The 18,483-nt window shown below is 37.4% G+C and carries 22 protein-coding genes; 21 read left to right on the forward strand and 1 reads right to left on the reverse strand.

Annotated features, from left to right (window positions below; translation table 11 throughout):
- Positions 1 to 29 precede the first annotated feature (29 nt).
- From R2R35_RS00285 to R2R35_RS00345, 13 genes are all read left to right on the forward strand, one after another.
- Entirely contained in the window at positions 30 to 305 is a 276-nt protein-coding gene (locus R2R35_RS00285; RefSeq protein ID WP_317732508.1) for a DUF4321 domain-containing protein, read from the forward strand.
- A 48-nt stretch (positions 306 to 353) separates the two neighbouring features.
- Positions 354 to 1,052 carry a RadC family protein gene (gene radC, locus R2R35_RS00290; protein WP_317732509.1) on the forward strand — a complete coding sequence of 233 codons (699 nt, stop codon included), beginning with the start codon at positions 354 to 356 and terminating at the stop codon, positions 1,050 to 1,052.
- Between the two features lie 72 nt (positions 1,053 to 1,124).
- On the forward strand, positions 1,125 to 2,147 hold the full coding sequence (locus tag R2R35_RS00295) for a rod shape-determining protein (protein WP_317732510.1): 1,023 nt from the start codon (positions 1,125 to 1,127) through the stop codon (positions 2,145 to 2,147).
- A 33-nt stretch (positions 2,148 to 2,180) separates the two neighbouring features.
- The gene (gene mreC, locus R2R35_RS00300) at positions 2,181 to 3,035 is read left to right on the forward strand and encodes a rod shape-determining protein MreC (protein WP_317732511.1); all 855 of its coding nucleotides are present in this window, start codon (positions 2,181 to 2,183) and stop codon (positions 3,033 to 3,035) included.
- A gap of 15 nt (positions 3,036 to 3,050) precedes the next feature.
- Positions 3,051 to 3,560 carry a rod shape-determining protein MreD gene (mreD, locus tag R2R35_RS00305; RefSeq protein ID WP_033166365.1) on the forward strand — a complete coding sequence of 170 codons (510 nt, stop codon included), beginning with the start codon at positions 3,051 to 3,053 and terminating at the stop codon, positions 3,558 to 3,560.
- The gene (locus R2R35_RS00310; RefSeq protein WP_317732512.1) at positions 3,561 to 6,497 is read left to right on the forward strand and encodes a penicillin-binding transpeptidase domain-containing protein; all 2,937 of its coding nucleotides are present in this window, start codon (positions 3,561 to 3,563) and stop codon (positions 6,495 to 6,497) included.
- A 73-nt stretch (positions 6,498 to 6,570) separates the two neighbouring features.
- Entirely contained in the window at positions 6,571 to 7,236 is a 666-nt protein-coding gene (minC, locus tag R2R35_RS00315) for a septum site-determining protein MinC (protein WP_317732513.1), read from the forward strand.
- A gap of 22 nt (positions 7,237 to 7,258) precedes the next feature.
- Positions 7,259 to 8,050 (forward strand): septum site-determining protein MinD, encoded by a 792-nt coding sequence (gene minD / locus R2R35_RS00320; RefSeq protein WP_033166362.1) that lies wholly within the window; start codon positions 7,259 to 7,261, stop codon positions 8,048 to 8,050.
- A gap of 16 nt (positions 8,051 to 8,066) precedes the next feature.
- Positions 8,067 to 8,339: a cell division topological specificity factor MinE gene (gene minE, locus R2R35_RS00325; protein WP_033166361.1), complete on the forward strand. Its 273-nt coding sequence runs from the start codon at positions 8,067 to 8,069 to the stop codon at positions 8,337 to 8,339.
- A gap of 21 nt (positions 8,340 to 8,360) precedes the next feature.
- On the forward strand, positions 8,361 to 9,482 hold the full coding sequence (locus R2R35_RS00330; protein WP_317732514.1) for an FtsW/RodA/SpoVE family cell cycle protein: 1,122 nt from the start codon (positions 8,361 to 8,363) through the stop codon (positions 9,480 to 9,482).
- Between the two features lie 8 nt (positions 9,483 to 9,490).
- Complete coding sequence (locus R2R35_RS00335; protein ID WP_033166359.1) at positions 9,491 to 9,889, forward strand: methylglyoxal synthase; 399 nt, start codon at positions 9,491 to 9,493, stop codon at positions 9,887 to 9,889.
- Positions 9,870 to 10,880: a D-alanyl-D-alanine carboxypeptidase family protein gene (locus R2R35_RS00340; RefSeq protein ID WP_317734860.1), complete on the forward strand. Its 1,011-nt coding sequence runs from the start codon at positions 9,870 to 9,872 to the stop codon at positions 10,878 to 10,880. The genes R2R35_RS00335 and R2R35_RS00340 overlap by 20 nt, the downstream gene beginning before the upstream one ends.
- Before the next feature lie 211 nt (positions 10,881 to 11,091).
- A complete protein-coding gene (locus R2R35_RS00345; RefSeq protein WP_317732515.1) occupies positions 11,092 to 11,511 on the forward strand; it encodes a twitching motility protein PilT in 420 nt (139 codons plus the stop codon).
- A 63-nt stretch (positions 11,512 to 11,574) separates the two neighbouring features.
- Here the strand turns inward: R2R35_RS00345 and R2R35_RS00350 are convergent, their stop codons facing one another.
- Positions 11,575 to 11,793, reverse strand: a complete 219-nt coding sequence (locus R2R35_RS00350; RefSeq protein WP_081848686.1) for a DUF378 domain-containing protein — start codon at positions 11,791 to 11,793, stop codon at positions 11,575 to 11,577.
- Positions 11,794 to 12,148: 355 nt separating this feature from the next.
- Here R2R35_RS00350 and R2R35_RS00355 point away from each other — a divergent pair, with 355 nt between their 5' ends.
- The 8 genes from R2R35_RS00355 (at position 12,149) to lspA (ending at position 18,448) form a co-directional block, all read left to right on the forward strand.
- A complete protein-coding gene (locus tag R2R35_RS00355) occupies positions 12,149 to 13,537 on the forward strand; it encodes an HlyD family efflux transporter periplasmic adaptor subunit (RefSeq protein ID WP_317732516.1) in 1,389 nt (462 codons plus the stop codon).
- A gap of 59 nt (positions 13,538 to 13,596) precedes the next feature.
- Positions 13,597 to 14,304 (forward strand): YggS family pyridoxal phosphate-dependent enzyme, encoded by a 708-nt coding sequence (locus R2R35_RS00360; RefSeq protein ID WP_317732517.1) that lies wholly within the window; start codon positions 13,597 to 13,599, stop codon positions 14,302 to 14,304.
- 35 nt (positions 14,305 to 14,339) lie between these two features.
- The gene (locus R2R35_RS00365) at positions 14,340 to 14,903 is read left to right on the forward strand and encodes a cell division protein SepF (protein WP_317732518.1); all 564 of its coding nucleotides are present in this window, start codon (positions 14,340 to 14,342) and stop codon (positions 14,901 to 14,903) included.
- 32 nt (positions 14,904 to 14,935) lie between these two features.
- Positions 14,936 to 15,175, forward strand: coding sequence for a YggT family protein (locus R2R35_RS24615; protein WP_442872307.1), 240 nt, complete (start codon positions 14,936 to 14,938; stop codon positions 15,173 to 15,175).
- Position 15,176: 1 nt separating this feature from the next.
- Positions 15,177 to 15,938 (forward strand): YlmH family RNA-binding protein, encoded by a 762-nt coding sequence (locus R2R35_RS00370; RefSeq protein ID WP_317732519.1) that lies wholly within the window; start codon positions 15,177 to 15,179, stop codon positions 15,936 to 15,938.
- Between the two features lie 13 nt (positions 15,939 to 15,951).
- Positions 15,952 to 16,572 (forward strand): DivIVA domain-containing protein, encoded by a 621-nt coding sequence (locus R2R35_RS00375; protein ID WP_317732520.1) that lies wholly within the window; start codon positions 15,952 to 15,954, stop codon positions 16,570 to 16,572.
- 164 nt (positions 16,573 to 16,736) lie between these two features.
- Positions 16,737 to 17,870 (forward strand): 3-dehydroquinate synthase, encoded by a 1,134-nt coding sequence (gene aroB / locus R2R35_RS00380; protein ID WP_317732521.1) that lies wholly within the window; start codon positions 16,737 to 16,739, stop codon positions 17,868 to 17,870.
- Positions 17,858 to 18,448, forward strand: coding sequence for a signal peptidase II (gene lspA, locus R2R35_RS00385; protein WP_317732522.1), 591 nt, complete (start codon positions 17,858 to 17,860; stop codon positions 18,446 to 18,448). The genes aroB and lspA overlap by 13 nt, the downstream gene beginning before the upstream one ends.
- Positions 18,449 to 18,483 lie beyond the last annotated feature (35 nt).

Raw genomic sequence — 18,483 nt, forward strand, 5'->3', positions numbered from 1 at the left:
GAAATTTTTGTAGTGGAGGTGCAAATCCGATGTCCAGATTCAATGCGAAGGATACAGGTGTATTATTGATCGTACTGTTAGCTGGTGTGGTCCTGGGTGGCTTCATAGGTTATCTTGCAAAGGATATCCCCTATCTGTCATGGCTTAATTATGGACAGCAATTCGGCATCGGAAGTGCCGGTCAAAATGGTACAGTAAAGTTGAATTTGGGTGTATTGGTCATAAGCTTCGGCTTAACCATTAAAATAACCATTGGCGGTATTATTGGCATTATTCTGGCAATAATATTATACCGTAAGCTTTAAAGGTTCGAAGTATCCTGCTTTTCCCGGAGAGAGAAGGTAGGAGGATAAATGAGAAGCAAATATTATACCCTGAAAGAGATGCCCATATCGGAGCAACCTTATGAGAAATGTGAAAAATCAGGTCCGGAGGCACTTTCAGATGCTGAACTACTGGCAGTTATTATACGTTCGGGTTCAGCAGGAGCGCGTGTTGTTGAGGTGGCATCCAGGGTACTTTCTTTTTCGGCTGCCTATCCGGGACTTATTGGCTTGAACCATATGAGTCTGAAGGATTTTACATCGATTAAAGGTATAGGTCGCGTAAAGGCAATACAGCTTTTGTGTGTGACAGAATTAACAAAAAGAATGTCTAAGGCAACCAATGAAAAGAAGTTATCCCTGATAACTCCCGAAGCGGTTGCCAGTTACTATATGCAGGAATTGAGGCATCTTGGGCGAGAGGTTGTTTATCTTATCATGATGGATGCCAAAAGCAGAATACTAAAGGATATGATTATATCAACCGGTACAGTGAGTAGTTCCCTGCTGTCGCCCCGGGAGATTTTTTTGAATGCACTTAAATACGAAGCAGTCAACATCATACTTCTTCATAACCATCCCAGCGGGGACCCAACCCCCAGCCGGGAAGATATCCAAACAACACATCGAATGAAAGAAGCCGGTAATTTAATGGGAATTCGGCTTATGGATCATATAATTATTGGGGATAATAAGTATATAAGCCTTGCAGAACAGGGTTATATTTAAGAAAGGAAAACATTGCAGAAGACAGAATCCCTGATAGAATAATAAGAAGACAATTGCAATGAGATATAAAAAATGCCAGGAAAGACATATGGAATAGACTTTGGTACCAGTACCATTAAAATATACCGTAAAAACGACGGAGTCGTAGTAGATGAAAAAAACATCATCGCAGTAGAAGGCAGGAAAAAGGTAATTGCTGTAGGAAATGAAGCTTTTGAGATGCATGGAAAGGCACCGGCCAATATCAATGTCAGCTATCCTGTGAAATATGGGGTAATTGCAGATATTAATAATATGCTGGAGCTGATTAACTATACCTTTAAGGCACTTAACAAAAGAGGAGGTATGCGAGCTGCTTCCGTACTGATTGCAACGCCCACAGATATTACAGAAGTAGAAAAAAGAGCCTTCTATGATTTGATCGCTAGTTCACAGGTTAAACCCAAATCAATCAAAATAGTGGAAAAGCCTATTGCGGATGCGGTAGGAATCGGTCTTGATGTTAACAACGCAAAAGGTGTTATGGTGGTAGATATCGGAGCAGATACTACAGAGGTATCCATAATGTCCTTAGGTGGTATTGTTATCAGTAAGCTGATTCCCATTGGAGGAAACAGACTGGACGAATCAATCCGGTCAACGGTTAAGAAGAGCTACAATCTGGTAATAGGTGATAGAACTGCCGAAACCATCAAAAAAGAATTGGCAACTGCCTCTCCCATGGAAGAAAAGACTATAAAAGCGTATGGCAGAAATGTGGTAACAGGTCTGCCTACGGAAGTAGATATCAGTTCTTCCTTCGTTTATGAATCTATTATTGAATACATCTATTCTATTATAGATGCAATTCGTATCATTCTGGAAAGAACTCCGCCGGAAATCTCCTCTGATATCATTGACTCCGGTATCTATGTAACGGGTGGATCCTCTGCAATCAAAGGCCTGGATGTCCTTTTGGCAAAAGAAACCGGACTTAAGATTAATATCTGCAATGATTCTGCGAACACAGTGGTAAACGGACTCGGAAAAATAATCGAAGATGCGAACCTGAAAGATCTGGCAAGTCCATTAAAAGAGGCTACAATAAAAGGGTAATGTATTTCAAAGTAAGCAAGGGAGCAATTCAATATGAAAAGGAGAACAGGGTTTTCCATTAATCCGAAACATCTCTTTGTCGGAGGTGTCGTATTATGTCTAATACTAATGTTTATATCATTCCGCTACAGTGAAATCTTATTACCTGTAAAAGGAGCAATCGGTTATGTAGTGACGCCCATGCAGAAAGGAATCAATTCCGTTGGAAAAGCCATTGCTGACCAGGGGGATAAGTTTGTCAGCATGAATGACCTGCTGAGTGAAAACGAAGATTTGAAACAACAATTGTCTGAGATTACTTATGAAAATAAAATATTATTGCAGGATAAATATGAGCTGGACCGGTACCGTGACCTTTATAAGCTTGACAAAAAATATGCTGATTATCCTAAGGTGGGTGCAAGAGTTATCGGAAGGGACCCTAATGATTACTGGTATAGCAGCTTTAAGATCGATAAAGGCACAGATGATGGTATAGCAGTTGATATGAATGTTATTTCCGGCAATGGATTAGTGGGTATCATAGTTGAAGCTCACAAGAATTATTCTATTGTTCGCTCTATAATTGATGATTCCAGTAATGTCTACGGAATGTTCATCAAGACCTCAGATACCTGTGTGGTTAGCGGCGGGATGGAAGCATATAGCACCGGTGTTATCGATGTATCTTTGATTGGAAAAGACGCGAAGATAGCCGATGGTTATGAAGTTGTTACCTCTGCCATCAGCCCCAAATACCTTCAGGGAATATTAATCGGTTATGTCACGGAAATACAGTTAGAACCCAATAACCTGACAAAAACAGCAAAATTGATTCCGGCGGTTGATTTCAGCAGGCTGGATGAGGTACTTATAATAACCGAATTAAAAGAGGAATTGAAGGATTGATAGATAGGAGATAAAGTGAAACGATTCGTAATAGTAATGGCTGAAATATTAATATGCTTTTTATTACAGACGACGGTATTCCAATGGCTTTCCCTTGCCAGAGTGGTTCCTAATCTTCTTCTGATACTTACAGTTTCGTCGGGATTAATGAAAGGAAGAAGAGAAGGGCTATTAACCGGATTCCTTTGCGGTCTGTTTATAGATCTGTGTTATGGCGGTATCGTCGGACTATATGCACTGATCTTTATGACAATTGGATATCTGAATGGGTTCTGCTACAAGATATTTGTAAAAGAGAACCTTACGATACCTGTAATACTTGTTGGAATTAGTGATCTGATTTACTTTTTTTTCTACTATGTATTCGAATACTTACTGAGAGGCAGATTAAACATAGGCTTTTATTTCTTCCATAAAGGTCTGCCGGAGCTGATTTATACAGTGATAATATCTGTCTTTTTGTATAAGCTGCTGAACATAATCCGAATTAAGACAGAGAAAAAGGAAGAGGAGGAGGCGTTTTAAATGTTGGATATTATATGGGAAAAGATAAAACAGGTATTCACCTCCAGAATGTTTCCGGTTACAATAATATTTCTGTCACTTATTGCTGTCCTGATCAGCAGAATGTATACCCTCCAGATCATCAAAGGGGATCAATACGAAGAAATCTCCCAAGTCAGAGAAACAAGAGAGCGTGAGATTAAAAGTACCAGAGGTAATATTTACGATGTAAAAGGTAAGCTTCTTGCCTATAATGAGATAAGTTACTCAGTGGTACTGGAAAATATTTCTAAAATCGCTTCCAATGAAGAGCTAAATAAGATGCTGTTTCATTTGATTACCATATTAGAAAAGTATGACAATACTATAGAGAATAATTTTGGAATAGCTCTAAATAAAGAAGGAAAGCTCTACTTTACCGTAAAAAATACTGCGGAGCAGCGTTTTAAGATGAATGTATACGGTAAATCTAATATTAATAAACTTTCCGAGGAACAAGTAGATGCTACGCCGGAAGAAGTGTTCGACTATCTTAGGAACGGTGATAAAAGTGTTGCCATGTTTAAGATATCGAAGGATTATACAAGGGAGGAAGCCCTTAAGATAATGGCACTTCGTTATGCTATTTTTAGTAACTGGCCTGCATACAATCAGATTATCATAGCTTCTAAAGTTAGTGATGAAACGGTAGCTGCAATTTATGAAAACAGTGCTGAACTACCAGGTGTGGAGATTAAGCAGCAGTCCTACCGTGTGTATAATGACAGTATTTACAATGCACATATTATTGGTTATACCGGACTTGTCAATGATACGGAGATGCAGAGCATGGGAGAAGGTTCCGGCTATAACACTTCTGATATGATTGGTAAACTGGGTGTGGAGAAAGTCTTTGAGGAAGAGCTTGCCGGAACGAAAGGTATTGAGACCATATCGGTTAACTCTTCAGGTAAATATCTTGAGACCATTAAAAGAACAGAGCCTGTTGCCGGCAAGGATGTCTATCTGACCATAGACAGCGATCTTCAAAAGGCTTATTATAAGATAATAGAGCGCGTACTGGCAGGAATTCTGCTCTCTAAGATAAACAACAGTACGGATGCGGGAACCAGAGGTGAATCAGCGAAAGATATCAAGATTCCTATCTACGATGTCTACTTTGCTTTGATTAACAACAGTGTGATAGATGTCACAAGCTTTAAGGCAGACGATGCAACGAATCTGGAAAAGCAGGTCTATCGTAAATACACTGATAAAAGAGATGATGTTTTAAAGGATTTAAAAGCAAAACTCTCCAGTAGTTCAGATGCATTGGATTCAAATGTATCCGAAGCAATGGCAGATTATCTGGACTATATCTATACCAAGCTGAAAAGTGAAGGAATTCTCATATCCAGACAAAGTGATATGAAAGACGGAGCTTCTCTTTTGGAACCGGTTGATGCCAGCGATGACACCTATATAAAATATACCGAAGATAAAATCAGCTTAAGCAAATTTCTTCAGTATGCCTTGTCTAAGAATTGGGTGGACTTGGAGAAACTGGATGTTGGAAGCAGTTATTACAGCACGGATGAATTATATGAAATACTTGTTAAGCATGTAATGGATTCTCTGGTGGAGGACTTGGCTTTCCAGAAGAAGATATATAAAGAACTGGTATATTCCTATAAATTAACAGGAACTGAAATTTGTCTTTTATTATTTGACCAAGGTGTGTTAAAATACAATAAGGAAGATATCACCAAATTAGAGAACAATACCGTTTCAGCTTATTCCTTTATTACTGAAAAAATACGTAATATTGAAATAACGCCTGCACAACTCGCCCTTGATCCTTGCAGTGCCTCTGTTGTAATAACGGATACGAAAACCGGTGAAGTAAGAGCTATGGTATCCTATCCCAGCTATGATAATAATTATTTTGCAAATAAAATAGATTATCAGTATTATACAAAGGTAAATGCAGACTTATCCCAGCCTACCATATCAAGAGCTACCAAACAGAAAACAGCTCCCGGATCTACCTTTAAGATGGTTACCTCTATTGCAGCGCTGGAAGAGGGCGTATTAGGCCCTCAGGAAACTGTCTATGATGAGGTTGTCTTCAATAAAGTAACCTATCAGCCGCCGAAAGACTGGTCAACCTCCAGTCATGGCAAAGTAGACGTCACTACTGCACTGGAAGTATCCTGTAACTATTTCTTCTATGAAATGGGATGGCGCTTAAGTCTTAATGGAAATGATTCTAATAAGACTGCCATCGGACTTGAAAAGCTATCAAAATATGCTACCTTACTGGGTTTGAATAAAAAATCAGGAATTGAGATCGAAGAAGCTGTACCAAAGAGCTCCGATATGGATGCAGTTCGTTCCGCCATTGGACAGGGTACGAACAATTATACACCAGTACAATTAGCCAGATATGTAACCACTGTAGCCACAGGAGGAACCTCCTATAAACTTACTCTTTTAAGCAAGGTAGTTGATAAAAACGGTAAGGTACTGGATAAAAATGAGCTTGAGAAGGATAAGAAGAACAAGGAAGAGAAAGAAAATGAAAAAGCTCAGGAAGAGGAAAACAGTAAGACAGAGCAGATTGACTCTATAAGCAGTACTTACTGGAATCTGGTACATGAAGGAATGTATAAGGTTGCAAACGGTAGCAGAAGTTCTGTGTCCTACCTGTTCAAGGATTTTCCTGTAAAAATTGCAGGTAAGACTGGTACAGCACAGGAAAGCCGTTCAAGAGGAAATCATGCGTTATTTGCTTCTTATGGTCCTTATGAAGATCCTGAAATTTCTATGATTGCTGTAATACCAAATGGTTATGCCTCCAGCAACGCTGTTGAGCTGAGCAAGAATTTATACGGCTATTACTTTAATGTAGATGGCTTTACAGATCCAGAGGGAAAAGCTATTATGCCGGAATCCCAGACAACATCCTTTACTGATTAAACCAAAGCGACAGCAGCGTCTTTGGTTTTGGTTTATCAGTTTGTTTTATAAGTTAAGTTATCAGGAGGTGTTTATGAACAACCCAGTTATTATAAAAGGCAATAAATATGGTATAATAGTTGTATTAGACAGTGATATGGACTATGAAAGCTTAAGAGAAAAAATAGCAGAGAAATTTCGGGAATCGGCGAAATTTTTTGATAAAGCTCAGATGGCTCTGAGCTTTGAGGGGAGAAAGCTGACCAACGAACAGCAAAGGGATGTACTTAATATCATTGCAGAAGAGACAATGCTTCATGTAGTGTGTGTGATTGAAGATGACCCGGGACAGGAAGAGAAGTTCAAAAAAGCCTTGGATGAAAAGCTTCTGGAATTATCCAATGCCAGCGGGCAGTTCTACAAAGGGAATCTTCGTTCCGGACAAGTTCTAGAGTCAGAAACAAGCATAATCGTAATTGGTGATATCAATCCCGGAGCCAGAATCGTATCGAAAGGTAATATCATTGTACTTGGCTCTTTAAAGGGAAGTGTCTTTGCCGGCGCCTCGGGTAATAACAACTCTTTTGTAGTTGCTCTTGACATGAATCCAGTTCAGATACGAATTGCAGATACCATAGCAAGATCTCCGGATAAACCGGAAAAAACAGCAGCGAAAGAAACCAAAATTGCTTTTTTGGAAGATGGAAATATCTATATAGAGCCTTTGAGTAAAGAGGTTATAAATGATATAAACTTATAATAAGTTTTTGGAGGATAATTTAATGGGTGAAGTAATAGTAATAACATCCGGCAAGGGTGGAGTAGGTAAGACAACAACAACAGCCAATGTAGGAACAGGCCTTGCAAAGCTTGACAAGAAAGTAATTTTGATCGATACAGATATAGGTCTTAGAAATCTGGATGTAGTTATGGGCTTAGAGAACCGTATCGTTTATAACCTGGTGGATGTAATAGAGGGAAATTGCCGTGTGAAGCAGGCACTCATAAAAGATAAGAGATATCCTAATCTGTATCTGTTACCCTCAGCACAAACAAGAGATAAAACAGCAGTTACACCGGAACAGATGAAGAAACTTGCAGATGAACTGCGAGATGAATTTGATTACATAATAATGGACTGCCCCGCAGGTATCGAACAGGGATTTAAGAATGCAATTGCAGGCGCGGACAGAGCATTAGTGGTTACTACCCCTGAAGTCTCAGCTGTAAGGGATGCTGACCGTATTATCGGTCTCTTAGAGGCCAATGAAATGAAGCAGACACATTTAATTGTAAACCGCTTAAGACCGGATATGGTTAAGAGAGGGGATATGATGTCCAGTGAAGATGTTGTGGAAATACTTGCTATCAGCTTAATTGGTGTTGTACCCGATGATGAGAATATCGTTATCTCAACCAATCAGGGAGAACCTTTGGTTGGTACCAGTACATTAGCTGGACAGGCTTATATGAACATTTGCCGCAGAATTTTAGGGGAGGAAGTTCCATTCCTTGATTTAAAGGGAAAACAGGGACTGTTCAATTGGCTGGCTAACTTACTAAAGAAGAATTAGGGAGAGGAGTATTAAAATGGGATTAGCTGATTTTTTCAAAAAAAAGACTTCAAGCGGTGTTGCGAAAGATCGTCTGAAGCTGGTGCTTGTCTCAGACAGGGCAGGATGTTCACCGGAATTAATGGAGCAGATAAAGAATGATATTATTGCCGTTATTTCCAGGTATGTAGAAATTGACACAGAAGGACTGGATATTAAGATTACCCAGACAGAGTCTGAAGGTAATAATGGGACTGTACCTGCGTTGTTTGCAAATATTCCTATAAGAGATATGAAGTCCAATAAATAATTGAAAAGTTAGGGTAAAATTATGTTTCCATTTAAAAAGTACAGTATAAGTAACTATGATTTCAGTATAATGACTTTGGTGATTATTCTAAGTGGTATTGGAATATACCTGGTTCGAATTGTCGATGAGGGCTTTTTCTTAAAGCATGTAATGGGTCTTTGTCTTGGTGTTTTCATACTGGTTTTTGTATCACTGGTGGACTATCATTTCATAAGTCAGTTCTATATTATACTATACTTTATAAATCTGATACTCCTGGTAGCTGTTAAGCTGGTAGGAGTAGAACATTACAGCGCAAGACGATGGCTTGATCTAAAAGTATTTGAATTTCAGCCATCGGAATTGACCAAGATCATACTTATCATTTTTATGGCAAAACTCTTAGTGATATTTAAAGAAAAGATGAATAAATTCTATGTATTCCTACTTTTGTCGGCACTGATAGGAATTCCAACTTTTCTTATCTTAACACAAACAAATTTATCTACGAGTCTTGTTATTCTGTTTATTTTTGCTATAATGATATTTGCAGGTGGATTAAGCCTTAAAATAATTCTGCCTATTCTTTTGGTTGCCATACCAGTTTTAATTGGTACTCTATGGGGAATACAGAATAATTATGATATCTTTTTCCTTACGAATTATCAGCAGACAAGAATAGAAGCATTCTTGAATCCTGAGGCTGATAAGTCCTCCGATACCCTCTATCAGCAGGATAATTCTGTTGAGGTCATCGGATCTGGTAAATTAACAGGAAAGCTTTTTACAGAAGGCAAAGATGCCATACAAAGCGATACTTACGTTCCGGTCGCTGAAAGTGATTTTATCTTTTCGGTAGCGGGAGAAAGTCTTGGATTTTTAGGCGGCTGTGTTATTATAGTGCTATTATCAATTATCATTTTTAAGTGTCTTATCATAGCAAGCCATGCTCCTGACAGATTGGGACGTATGATTGCTACCGGGATTTCTGCTATGTTTGTGTTTCAGATGTTTGTCAATATCGGTGTAGCGACAGCTGTACTTCCTAATACCGGTATCCCACTGCCTTTTGTCAGTTACGGACTCAGTTCCATGATAAGCAGCATGATATCCATCGGAATCATAATCAATATAAATTTACAGAGAAAATATAGAAGGGGGTAACACCACACATGAATATTGGTATGATAGCACATGATGCAAAGAAAAAATTAATGCAGAATTTTTGTATCGCATATCGAGGCATATTAAATAAGCATGAGCTTTATGCAACCGGAACCACCGGTAGATTAATCGAGGAAGTAACAAACTTAAATATCCATAAATATCTGGCAGGTCACTTAGGTGGTGAGCAGCAGATGGGTGCTCAGATTGAGCATAATCAGATGGATTTAGTGATTTTTTTAAGAGATCCCCTTTCACCCAAATCCCATGAACCAGATGTTAATACAGTAGTAAGGCTTTGTGATACACATAATATCCCCTTGGCTACCAATTTAGCATCAGCCGAATTAATGATAAAGGCTCTTGACAGAGGTGACCTTGACTGGCGTGAAATATTACGCTCTTGATATGAAAGCTGATAAGACAATGAAGAAAAAACTGTTTTGTATTGTAGTGTCTGTTTCACTGCTCACCGGGTGCAGCAGTAACGAAAATCTTGCGTTGCCCTTTTCAGATACTGCTGACACGAATCAGGTGTATACTAATTATACCGATGAGTTAAGCAGTGATCAATCTGATTTTTTTGCATCTGAGCTTGTAGTAATACCGGACGAACTAAATCACATGTCGGATTCTGCTATAACGGCAGAATCTTCTTTAATTGTCAATGATACGGATAATGATGTGATTTTTGCCAATAATGTATATGAAAGATTATATCCAGCCAGTCTTACGAAATTGATAACTGCACTGGTGGTACTGGAACAAGGTAATCTGGAGGATACTGTAACAGTAAGTTATAATGCTTCTCACATAACGGAAAGCGGAGCTAAGTTATGTGGACTGAAAGAAGGCGATACCATTAAGTTAAAGGACCTTCTTTATGCATTTCTTATCTATTCCGGAAACGATGCAGGGATCGCTATAGCAGAGCATATAGGAGGTACGGTAGGTGAATTTGCAAAAATGATGAATAAGGCTGCCAAAGATGCAGGCGCGGTTCATTCAAACTTTGTGAATCCCCATGGATTACATGATGATAATCACTATACCACTGCATATGATTTGTATCTGATATTTCATCAGTTGGTGAAGTATGAGGAATTCCTTTCTATTATTAAAACTACGGAATATACTGTAACATATGAAGATGCTTCTAAGGAATCAGTAACTAAGACCTTTCTTACGACCAACCGTTATCTTAAGGGGACAGAGAATGCACCAGAGGGAATAACTGTACTAGGCGGTAAGACAGGAACAACCAGTAAGGCAGGTAACTGCCTCATTTTGTATAGCCAGGATAAAGATAATAAAGATTATATCTCCCTTATTTTAAAAGCAGATAACGGTAACAGTCTTTTCACACAAATGACAGATCTACTGAAAATGATTAAATGACCGATTTCTATATTATAAGAACATAAAGCTGTTCCTATAATCGGATGGATGGCGGAAAAGCACCGTTTTTTATCAGAAAATTAATTTGCAATTTCTGATAAGGTATATTATGGTTGTGCTTTAGGTGAAAATATACTATAATGAAACTGTATTAAGGAATTATTTATAAGTTTTCACCTAATTAAATACACATCTTAAGGAGGAGATTACAATGATACAGATAATAGCAGGCGAAAAAGGTAAAGGCAAGACCAAAATACTGATCGAAAAAGCTAATCTCGCAGCAAGAGTAGCAAAAGGCAATGTAGTTTATCTGGATAAGAACAATAAGCATATGTATGAGCTAAGCAACAGGATAAGGCTTATTAATGTGAAAGATTATTGTATTGAGAATCCCAGCGAATTTATTGGTTTCTTATGCGGTCTTGTATCACAGGATCATGATCTGGAAGCTGTTTTTCTGGATAGTTTTCTAACCATCGCCTTTGTTGAAGGTGATCTCTTAACTCCCACCTTAAAGAAAATCGAGAAAATTTCAAAAGAATATGATGTGGATTTTACCCTGAGCATTTCCATGGCAGAACATGCCTTTCCTGAATTAATGAGAGAAAATATAGCAGTAGCTTTATAAAATATACACAAAATAGGAGGCAGGTTATGATTAACCTGCCTCCTATTTTTACGCCCATCGTTATTATTCGCTGCGAAGTCTTCCGAAATAACTCAGAGCATACAAACCTGCAATACCTACCAGAGCGTAAATAATTCTGGATACTACTGTCATGTCACCAAATATTACTCTTACAAGGTCAAATCCCAAGAAGCCGATAAGACCCCAGTTGATGGCGCCGATGATAACAAGCGTCAATGCGATATAATCTAATGTTTTCACTTGATTACCTCCTTCTTGCATTCAATATTGTTTCCAATTATGTACAAAATATTCTTCCTGAAAAATGTAGGTATTTACAATTTATTTTCTGTTAAAATATGAGTCTAAAAATATTAATTTAGGGCTTTCATTCTTCTCTGGTAGAAAGTATAATAGATAAAGATATATAGAAGTTAAGTTAAGATTTTTTACCACTTACAACATAAAAAAGGTGCATATAAACAGAATTATTTCTTACAGTAAGAGGAAAATATTATAAGTTAGCTTGTATAGAAGAGTAGAAGATTTCAAGCGCAGATATTGATTTTTCTAATGCAGTAAAGCTGTTAAAGAAAATAAAATCGATTCTGTATCAGAAATCGGAGGGGGTTTTAATTTGGGTTCTGATAAAAAAGTTGCAAAATTCAGAAGAGCCAGGACAATCAATATTGGATTCATAACATTTTTTATTATTTTTGTCTATGTGATTGTAAATATTTATATGTACTTCACAACGGAGCATTTAACCATATATGAAGTGAAGGAAGGTTCAGCTGCTGATGACTTTGTATTGGACGGGCTTATTTTTCGAGATGAGAAAATTGTAAGTACAGATACTGCCGGATATATAAATTATTATCATCGTGATGGAGAACGCGTTGCCAAGAATTCGGTGGTTTATTCCGTAGATGAAGGTAACGCCTATGCAGAAGAATTGGCTGCTGATAATACCAGTACTTCAATATCTTCCGATGATTCCCTGGCTATCAAAAGCGAAATCACAGATTTTCAGAAAGATTATAACAGCGGTGATTTTACATATGTATATCAACTAAAAGAAGAACTAAAGAATTCATCCATGCAGATATACAATGACAGTATGCTGACAAACTTAAAAACCTTAATGAAAGATAAGACTGCTTCCTTAAAAGTTGCAAAAAGTGATACAAGTGGAGTGGTATGTTATTATACGGACGGATATGAAAATCTGAGTGCGGATGCCGCTACTTCCGCCACTTTTGATAAAAGTACCTATCAGAAGACGCAGTTGCGAACCAACAAGCTGCAGGATAAGGGGAATGCGGTATATAAAATTATAACAAATGATAATTGGAGTATCCTGTATCTTCTTGATGAAGAACAATATAATAAAATAAAGGACAACGAAAAAGTTACAATAATCTTTACCTCGGACGGACTGAAACAAACTCTGCCGGTTAAGATATTTCAGAAAGGCAATGATTATTATGCACAAGTAACCTTAACACGCTATATGCCAAGATATATCAATCAGAGATTTATTTCTACGGAAATTGTTATAAATTCAGCAGAAGGGTTAAAGATACCCATTACTTCCATTGTTGAGAAGAAGTTCTATCAGGTTCCTCTTTCCTATTTTAGAAAAGGCGGGGATTCCAACAAAGAGGGTTTAACACGTGTTGTTACCTCTTCAAGTGATGGTAATGAAAAAACTACTCATGAATTTATCGCTACGGATATCTATTATCAGGATGAAAAATATGCCTATGTTGACACAAATCTTTTCGGAACAAGAGATATGATAATCGGGGAAGATGAAAAGGATACTTTTATCTTGGATAAGACGGAAACCTTTAAAGGAGTTTTTAATGTAAATAAAGGATATGCAGTTTTCCGCCAGATTGAAATACTTTATCAAAATGAAGAATACTGTATCGTTAAGAAAAATACAGTTAACGGATTATCCGTGTACGACCATATAGCTTTAGATAGCAGTACGGCAACAGAACAAGCCTTAATATATTAATGAAAATTTAGCATAATAATATAGCTCCTTAAAATCAACCAGGAAAGGATGACATAATTTTGAGTTCTGAAGCAATCAAAAAAAATCTTGAAGAAGTGGAATTAAGAATAAATGCTGCCTGTACCAGAGCAGGCAGGAAGCGGAAAGATGTAACATTAATTGCAGTCAGTAAGACAAAACCTGTTTCGGACATTGAAATAGCTATCAAGGAAGGAATGGGGGTATTTGGGGAAAACAAAGTACAAGAATTGACAGAAAAGTATGAAGTTCTATCGAAAGATTTACAATGGCATTTAATTGGCCACCTGCAGACAAATAAAGTCAAATATATTGTAGATAAAGCTGCGCTCATACATTCGGTTGATACCTATAAACTGGCTCAGCAGATTCAAAGAGAAGCAGAGAAAAAAGGTGTAATCTGTAACATTCTGATTGAGGTAAATGTTGCCAGAGAAGAGAGTAAATACGGTGTTTTTGAAGAGGATGTGTTGCCTTTGATTACAGAAATCGCCAAACTTCCGAATGTTCGGATTTGCGGTTTAATGACAATTGCCCCCAATGTGGATGAACCTGAAAAAAACAGAAAGTATTTTAGAAAATTGCGACAATTAAATGTTGACATAAAAATGAAAAACATTGATAATGTTACTATGGATGTGCTCTCAATGGGAATGACAGGGGATTACGAAGTCGCCATTGAAGAAGGAGCAACAATGGTCCGCGTAGGAACAGGTATTTTTGGGGAACGTAATTATACAAGCCTTTAGAGGGCAGATATAATTACAGATAGGAGACAAGGAGTATGGAAAATATATTTAAAAGTATTTTGGATTCACTAAAGCTTACTGAAGATGAATATGAAGATGACGATTTTGATGAAAAAGAATATAAGCGTGCAGAGAGACAAGAAAAGAAAGCGGTAAAAAACGCCTATCAGCCTGCCTATGAAACAGAAATGTCTTCCCAAACGGTCAATAATGTATTAAATGAGGCAAGAAAAGAAAGGCAGATGAAGATGGAAAGGGACAAATCCGGGCCGAGCAAGGTAGTGCCAATCAGGACAAGCCCCAAGGGTTTTGAAGTTTGTATCATGAAACCTGGTACATTTGAAGACTCTCAGGAAATCTGCGATATGCTGTTATCAGGAAGAGCTGCTGTAATCAACCTGGAAGGTCTGGATGTTGATCTGGCTCAGCGTATTATGGATTTTATATCAGGCGCAGTGTATTCCTTAAATGGTAAATTGCATCAGATATCCAGTTTTATTTTTATCATATCACCGGAATCCGTTGATATATCCGGAGATTATGCAGATATACTACAGAATAATGGCTTTGAAGTGCCTACACTAAATAAGGATTTCTAATAATGGTACAAACAATCTATTCAACCTTTTATATGTTTTTTGTAGTATTGCAGGTAATACTGCTATTATATATGATATCCTCCTGGTTTTCTGGGGGTGAAAAATTCAAAAATCTTCTATCCTTATTAATTGAACCGATTTTAACACCGGTACGTTTTTTGCTGAAATATTCGATTTTCGGCAATCCTGCCGCTGATTTATCGCCTTTGATCAGTTTTGTGTTAATCATGTTTCTACAGGATTTATTTGTAAGATTATTAAACGGGAGTTAAGATGAACACGGATAAAGAAGATAATCTATTAAAGAAGCGGTTATTGGAGTTAGCAAGGACTGCTTATAACAAGAACATAAATACTTATACTGATTTTCTTACACTCCATGATATCAGTATTTTTCATAGTATAAAACCGGAATTACCAAATGTAAATCATGAGCTTTTCGGCGGGTTTGAAACTGCTGAAAGGAAAATTCTATGCTTTTGCGGAGATTCCTCCGTGAAAGCTTTTTCCGATTATATTGCATGTATAAAGATTCTTCCTAACAATAAGAAATTCAGTGATGAATTCAGTCACAGAGATTTTTTGGGTTCTATTATGAATCTGGGAATTGAGAGAGGCAAAATAGGAGATATTCTTGTTAAGGAAAAAGAAGGATTTGTATATTGTGAAGCAAGAATAGGAAATTTTCTGGCAGATAACTTAGAGAAAATAAAACATACAAAAGTTAACTGTGAAGTTATTTATGGGGACTTACCAGATTTTCCGCCGGATTTCAAAGAAATTAAGGGCAGCATAGCTTCGCCAAGACTGGATGCAGTTATAGCCCTTGCTTTTCAATCCTCCAGGAGCGGTATATTGTCATTGATAGCAGGAGGTAAGGTCTATGTTGATGGAAGGCTTATAGAAAGTAACAGCTATCAGCTAAAAGTAAATGAGACGGTATCCGTAAGGGGATATGGGAAATTTATTTATAAAGGCCTTGAGAATCAGACGAAAAAAGGACGGTATTATGTATCGTTATTAAAATACATTTAGGAGGGGAAAAGTTATGATAACGCCGATTGAACTGCAAAGTAAAACTTTTAAATCAGGTATTGGATATGACAAAAAGGATGTAGAAGGTTTTCTTTCTGAATTGCAGAAAAGTTATGAGACCATGTACAAAGAAAACATGGAGTTAAATGATAGGGTTAATACTTTAAATGAAGGTATTAATTATTATAAATCTATCGAAAAGACCCTTCAAAAAGCATTGTTGCTTGCAGAACAGGCAGCAGAGGATACAAAAGAAGCAGCCAGAAAACAGGCAAAAGCAATTGAAGATGAAGCGAACGGTAAGGCACAGCTGATTATATCAGAAAGTTATAAAGAAGTCGTGATGCTGAAACAACAGACAATAAAATTGGTGCAGCAATACGAGGCATTTAAAACACAATTTAAACATCTTGCAGCTATGCAGACAGAGCTGCTGGAAAGTGAAGCCTTTAAAATACATACGGACGAGCTTGATCTGTCCCTGGAAAATATCGGAGCAGTTATTTCTAATAAACAGGCTGCAGTAACCTTGGAGCCTGGAGAGCAGACCGATAAAGAGGAGAAACCCAATGATGCGGGTGTAACGGCGGAAGAGTTAGATGCATTTGAATTCTTTCACTCCTCAGAAGCATAATATATAAGCAATGCCATATTAAATTGCAGCAAGACATGAGTGTCCGGATATAATGAGTCAGAACTGAACGGTTCATTGATACCGCTCTTTAGAAAATATGATATTTCACGTAAATTAATGCCTGCGGTCTATGTTTGCAGGAGTGAGAAAGGCATGGTTCTATAATGCAGAATTCCAATCGGATTACAATTAAAAAAGATAACTCACCCATTTATGATATTGTTCTTGCAGAAGATTATAACCCTTTTCTGAAAGAATTAGAAGCACTTAATCTGGCTGGCAGAAAGGTTTGTATTGTCACTGATTCCAATGTCAGTAAGCTTCACTTAAATAACCTGTTAGAAATCGTAAAAGACTATGCAAGAATTGTTGAAACCTTTACCTTTCCAGCGGGAGAAGACAGTAAAACACTGGCAACAGTAGAGCTTTTATATGAGAAATTAATACAATCCAATTTTGACAGAAATGACATGCTTTTTGCTTTAGGCGGCGGAGTGGTAGGTGATCTTACCGGATATGCAGCAGCAACCTATTTAAGAGGAATAGCCTTCTTACAAATACCTACGACCCTCTTAGCCTGTGTAGACAGCAGTATAGGCGGTAAAACAGGTGTTGATTTTAAGGCATATAAGAATATGGTAGGCGCTTTCCATCAGCCCAGACTGGTGTATATTAACCTTGCTCATCTTCATACCCTGGATGACAGACAATTCTGTAATGGAATGGGTGAAGTCATAAAGCATGGTCTGATAAAAGATATAGCATATTATGAATGGCTTAAGAGTAATAGAGAGGAAATCTTAAGGAGAGAACCCCAGGCCTTAAAAGAAATGGTACTGCGTTCCTGTGAAATAAAACAAAGGGTAGTCGAGATTGATCCTACAGAAAAGGGTGTCAGAGCTTTATTGAATTTTGGTCATACGCTGGGGCATTCCATCGAAAAATTAATGGAGTTTAAGTTATTACATGGAGAATGTGTATCCATTGGCATGGTCTCGGCGGCTTACCTTTCTCAGATACATGGCTATCTTAACAAAGACGATGTAACAGAAATTACAGATACTTTAAGCTCATTTAATTTACCGGTTAACATATCGGATACGGACATTCCTTCGGAAGAATTTGTAAGAGTATGCTTTCATGATAAGAAAGTAGATGGAAATCTGATTAAATTTATTCTTTTAAAAGAAAAGGGTGATGCAGTGATTGATACATCAGTAAGCAGAGAGGATATTCTGGATGCTGTGAACTGTTTTAAAAAAATGAAATTATTATCGGAGGCAATATGCGAAAATTAAGGCATTTAATCTATCTTATCCTGTTAATAGGATTTGACCAGTTCACAAAATACCTGGTAATACAGAATCTGCAGGATAGCCCATTTATCTTAATCCCTAAAATTTTTCAGTTTACCTATCATGAAAATGATGGTGCTGTTTGGGGCATATTAAGCGGACGAACAATTTTTCTGGTCCTTATGGCGGTAATTTTATTGAGCTTTATGGTATTTATTTATATAAAAGTGCCCGCTGAAAAAAGATATAATGCTCTTCATATTATCCTTATATTTATCTGTGCAGGAGCAGTTGGAAATCTCTTGGACCGAATCCTTAAAGGTTATGTTGTGGACTTTCTGTACTTTGAACTCATTGATTTCCCTATCTTCAATGTAGCGGATTGTTATATCACCATATCCTCTGTATTGTTGGTGCTTTTAGGCCTGTTTTATTACAAGGATGAAGACTTTGCTTTCCTTAGCTTTAAAAGTGACAAAGCAGTTACAGCAACCGTTCATGACGCTGGTGAGAAGGCTGTTGTGAATGACAATACCGAAGATTCACAGGCCGAGGAAAAAGAAGAGGACCAGATTCAATAACGAGTATTTTAAGCTATTTTACATGCAATATTATA

It is taken from the genome of Anaerocolumna sp. AGMB13020, from assembly GCF_033100115.1.
In the GTDB taxonomy this organism is placed as follows: Bacteria; Bacillota; Clostridia; order Lachnospirales; family Lachnospiraceae; genus Anaerocolumna.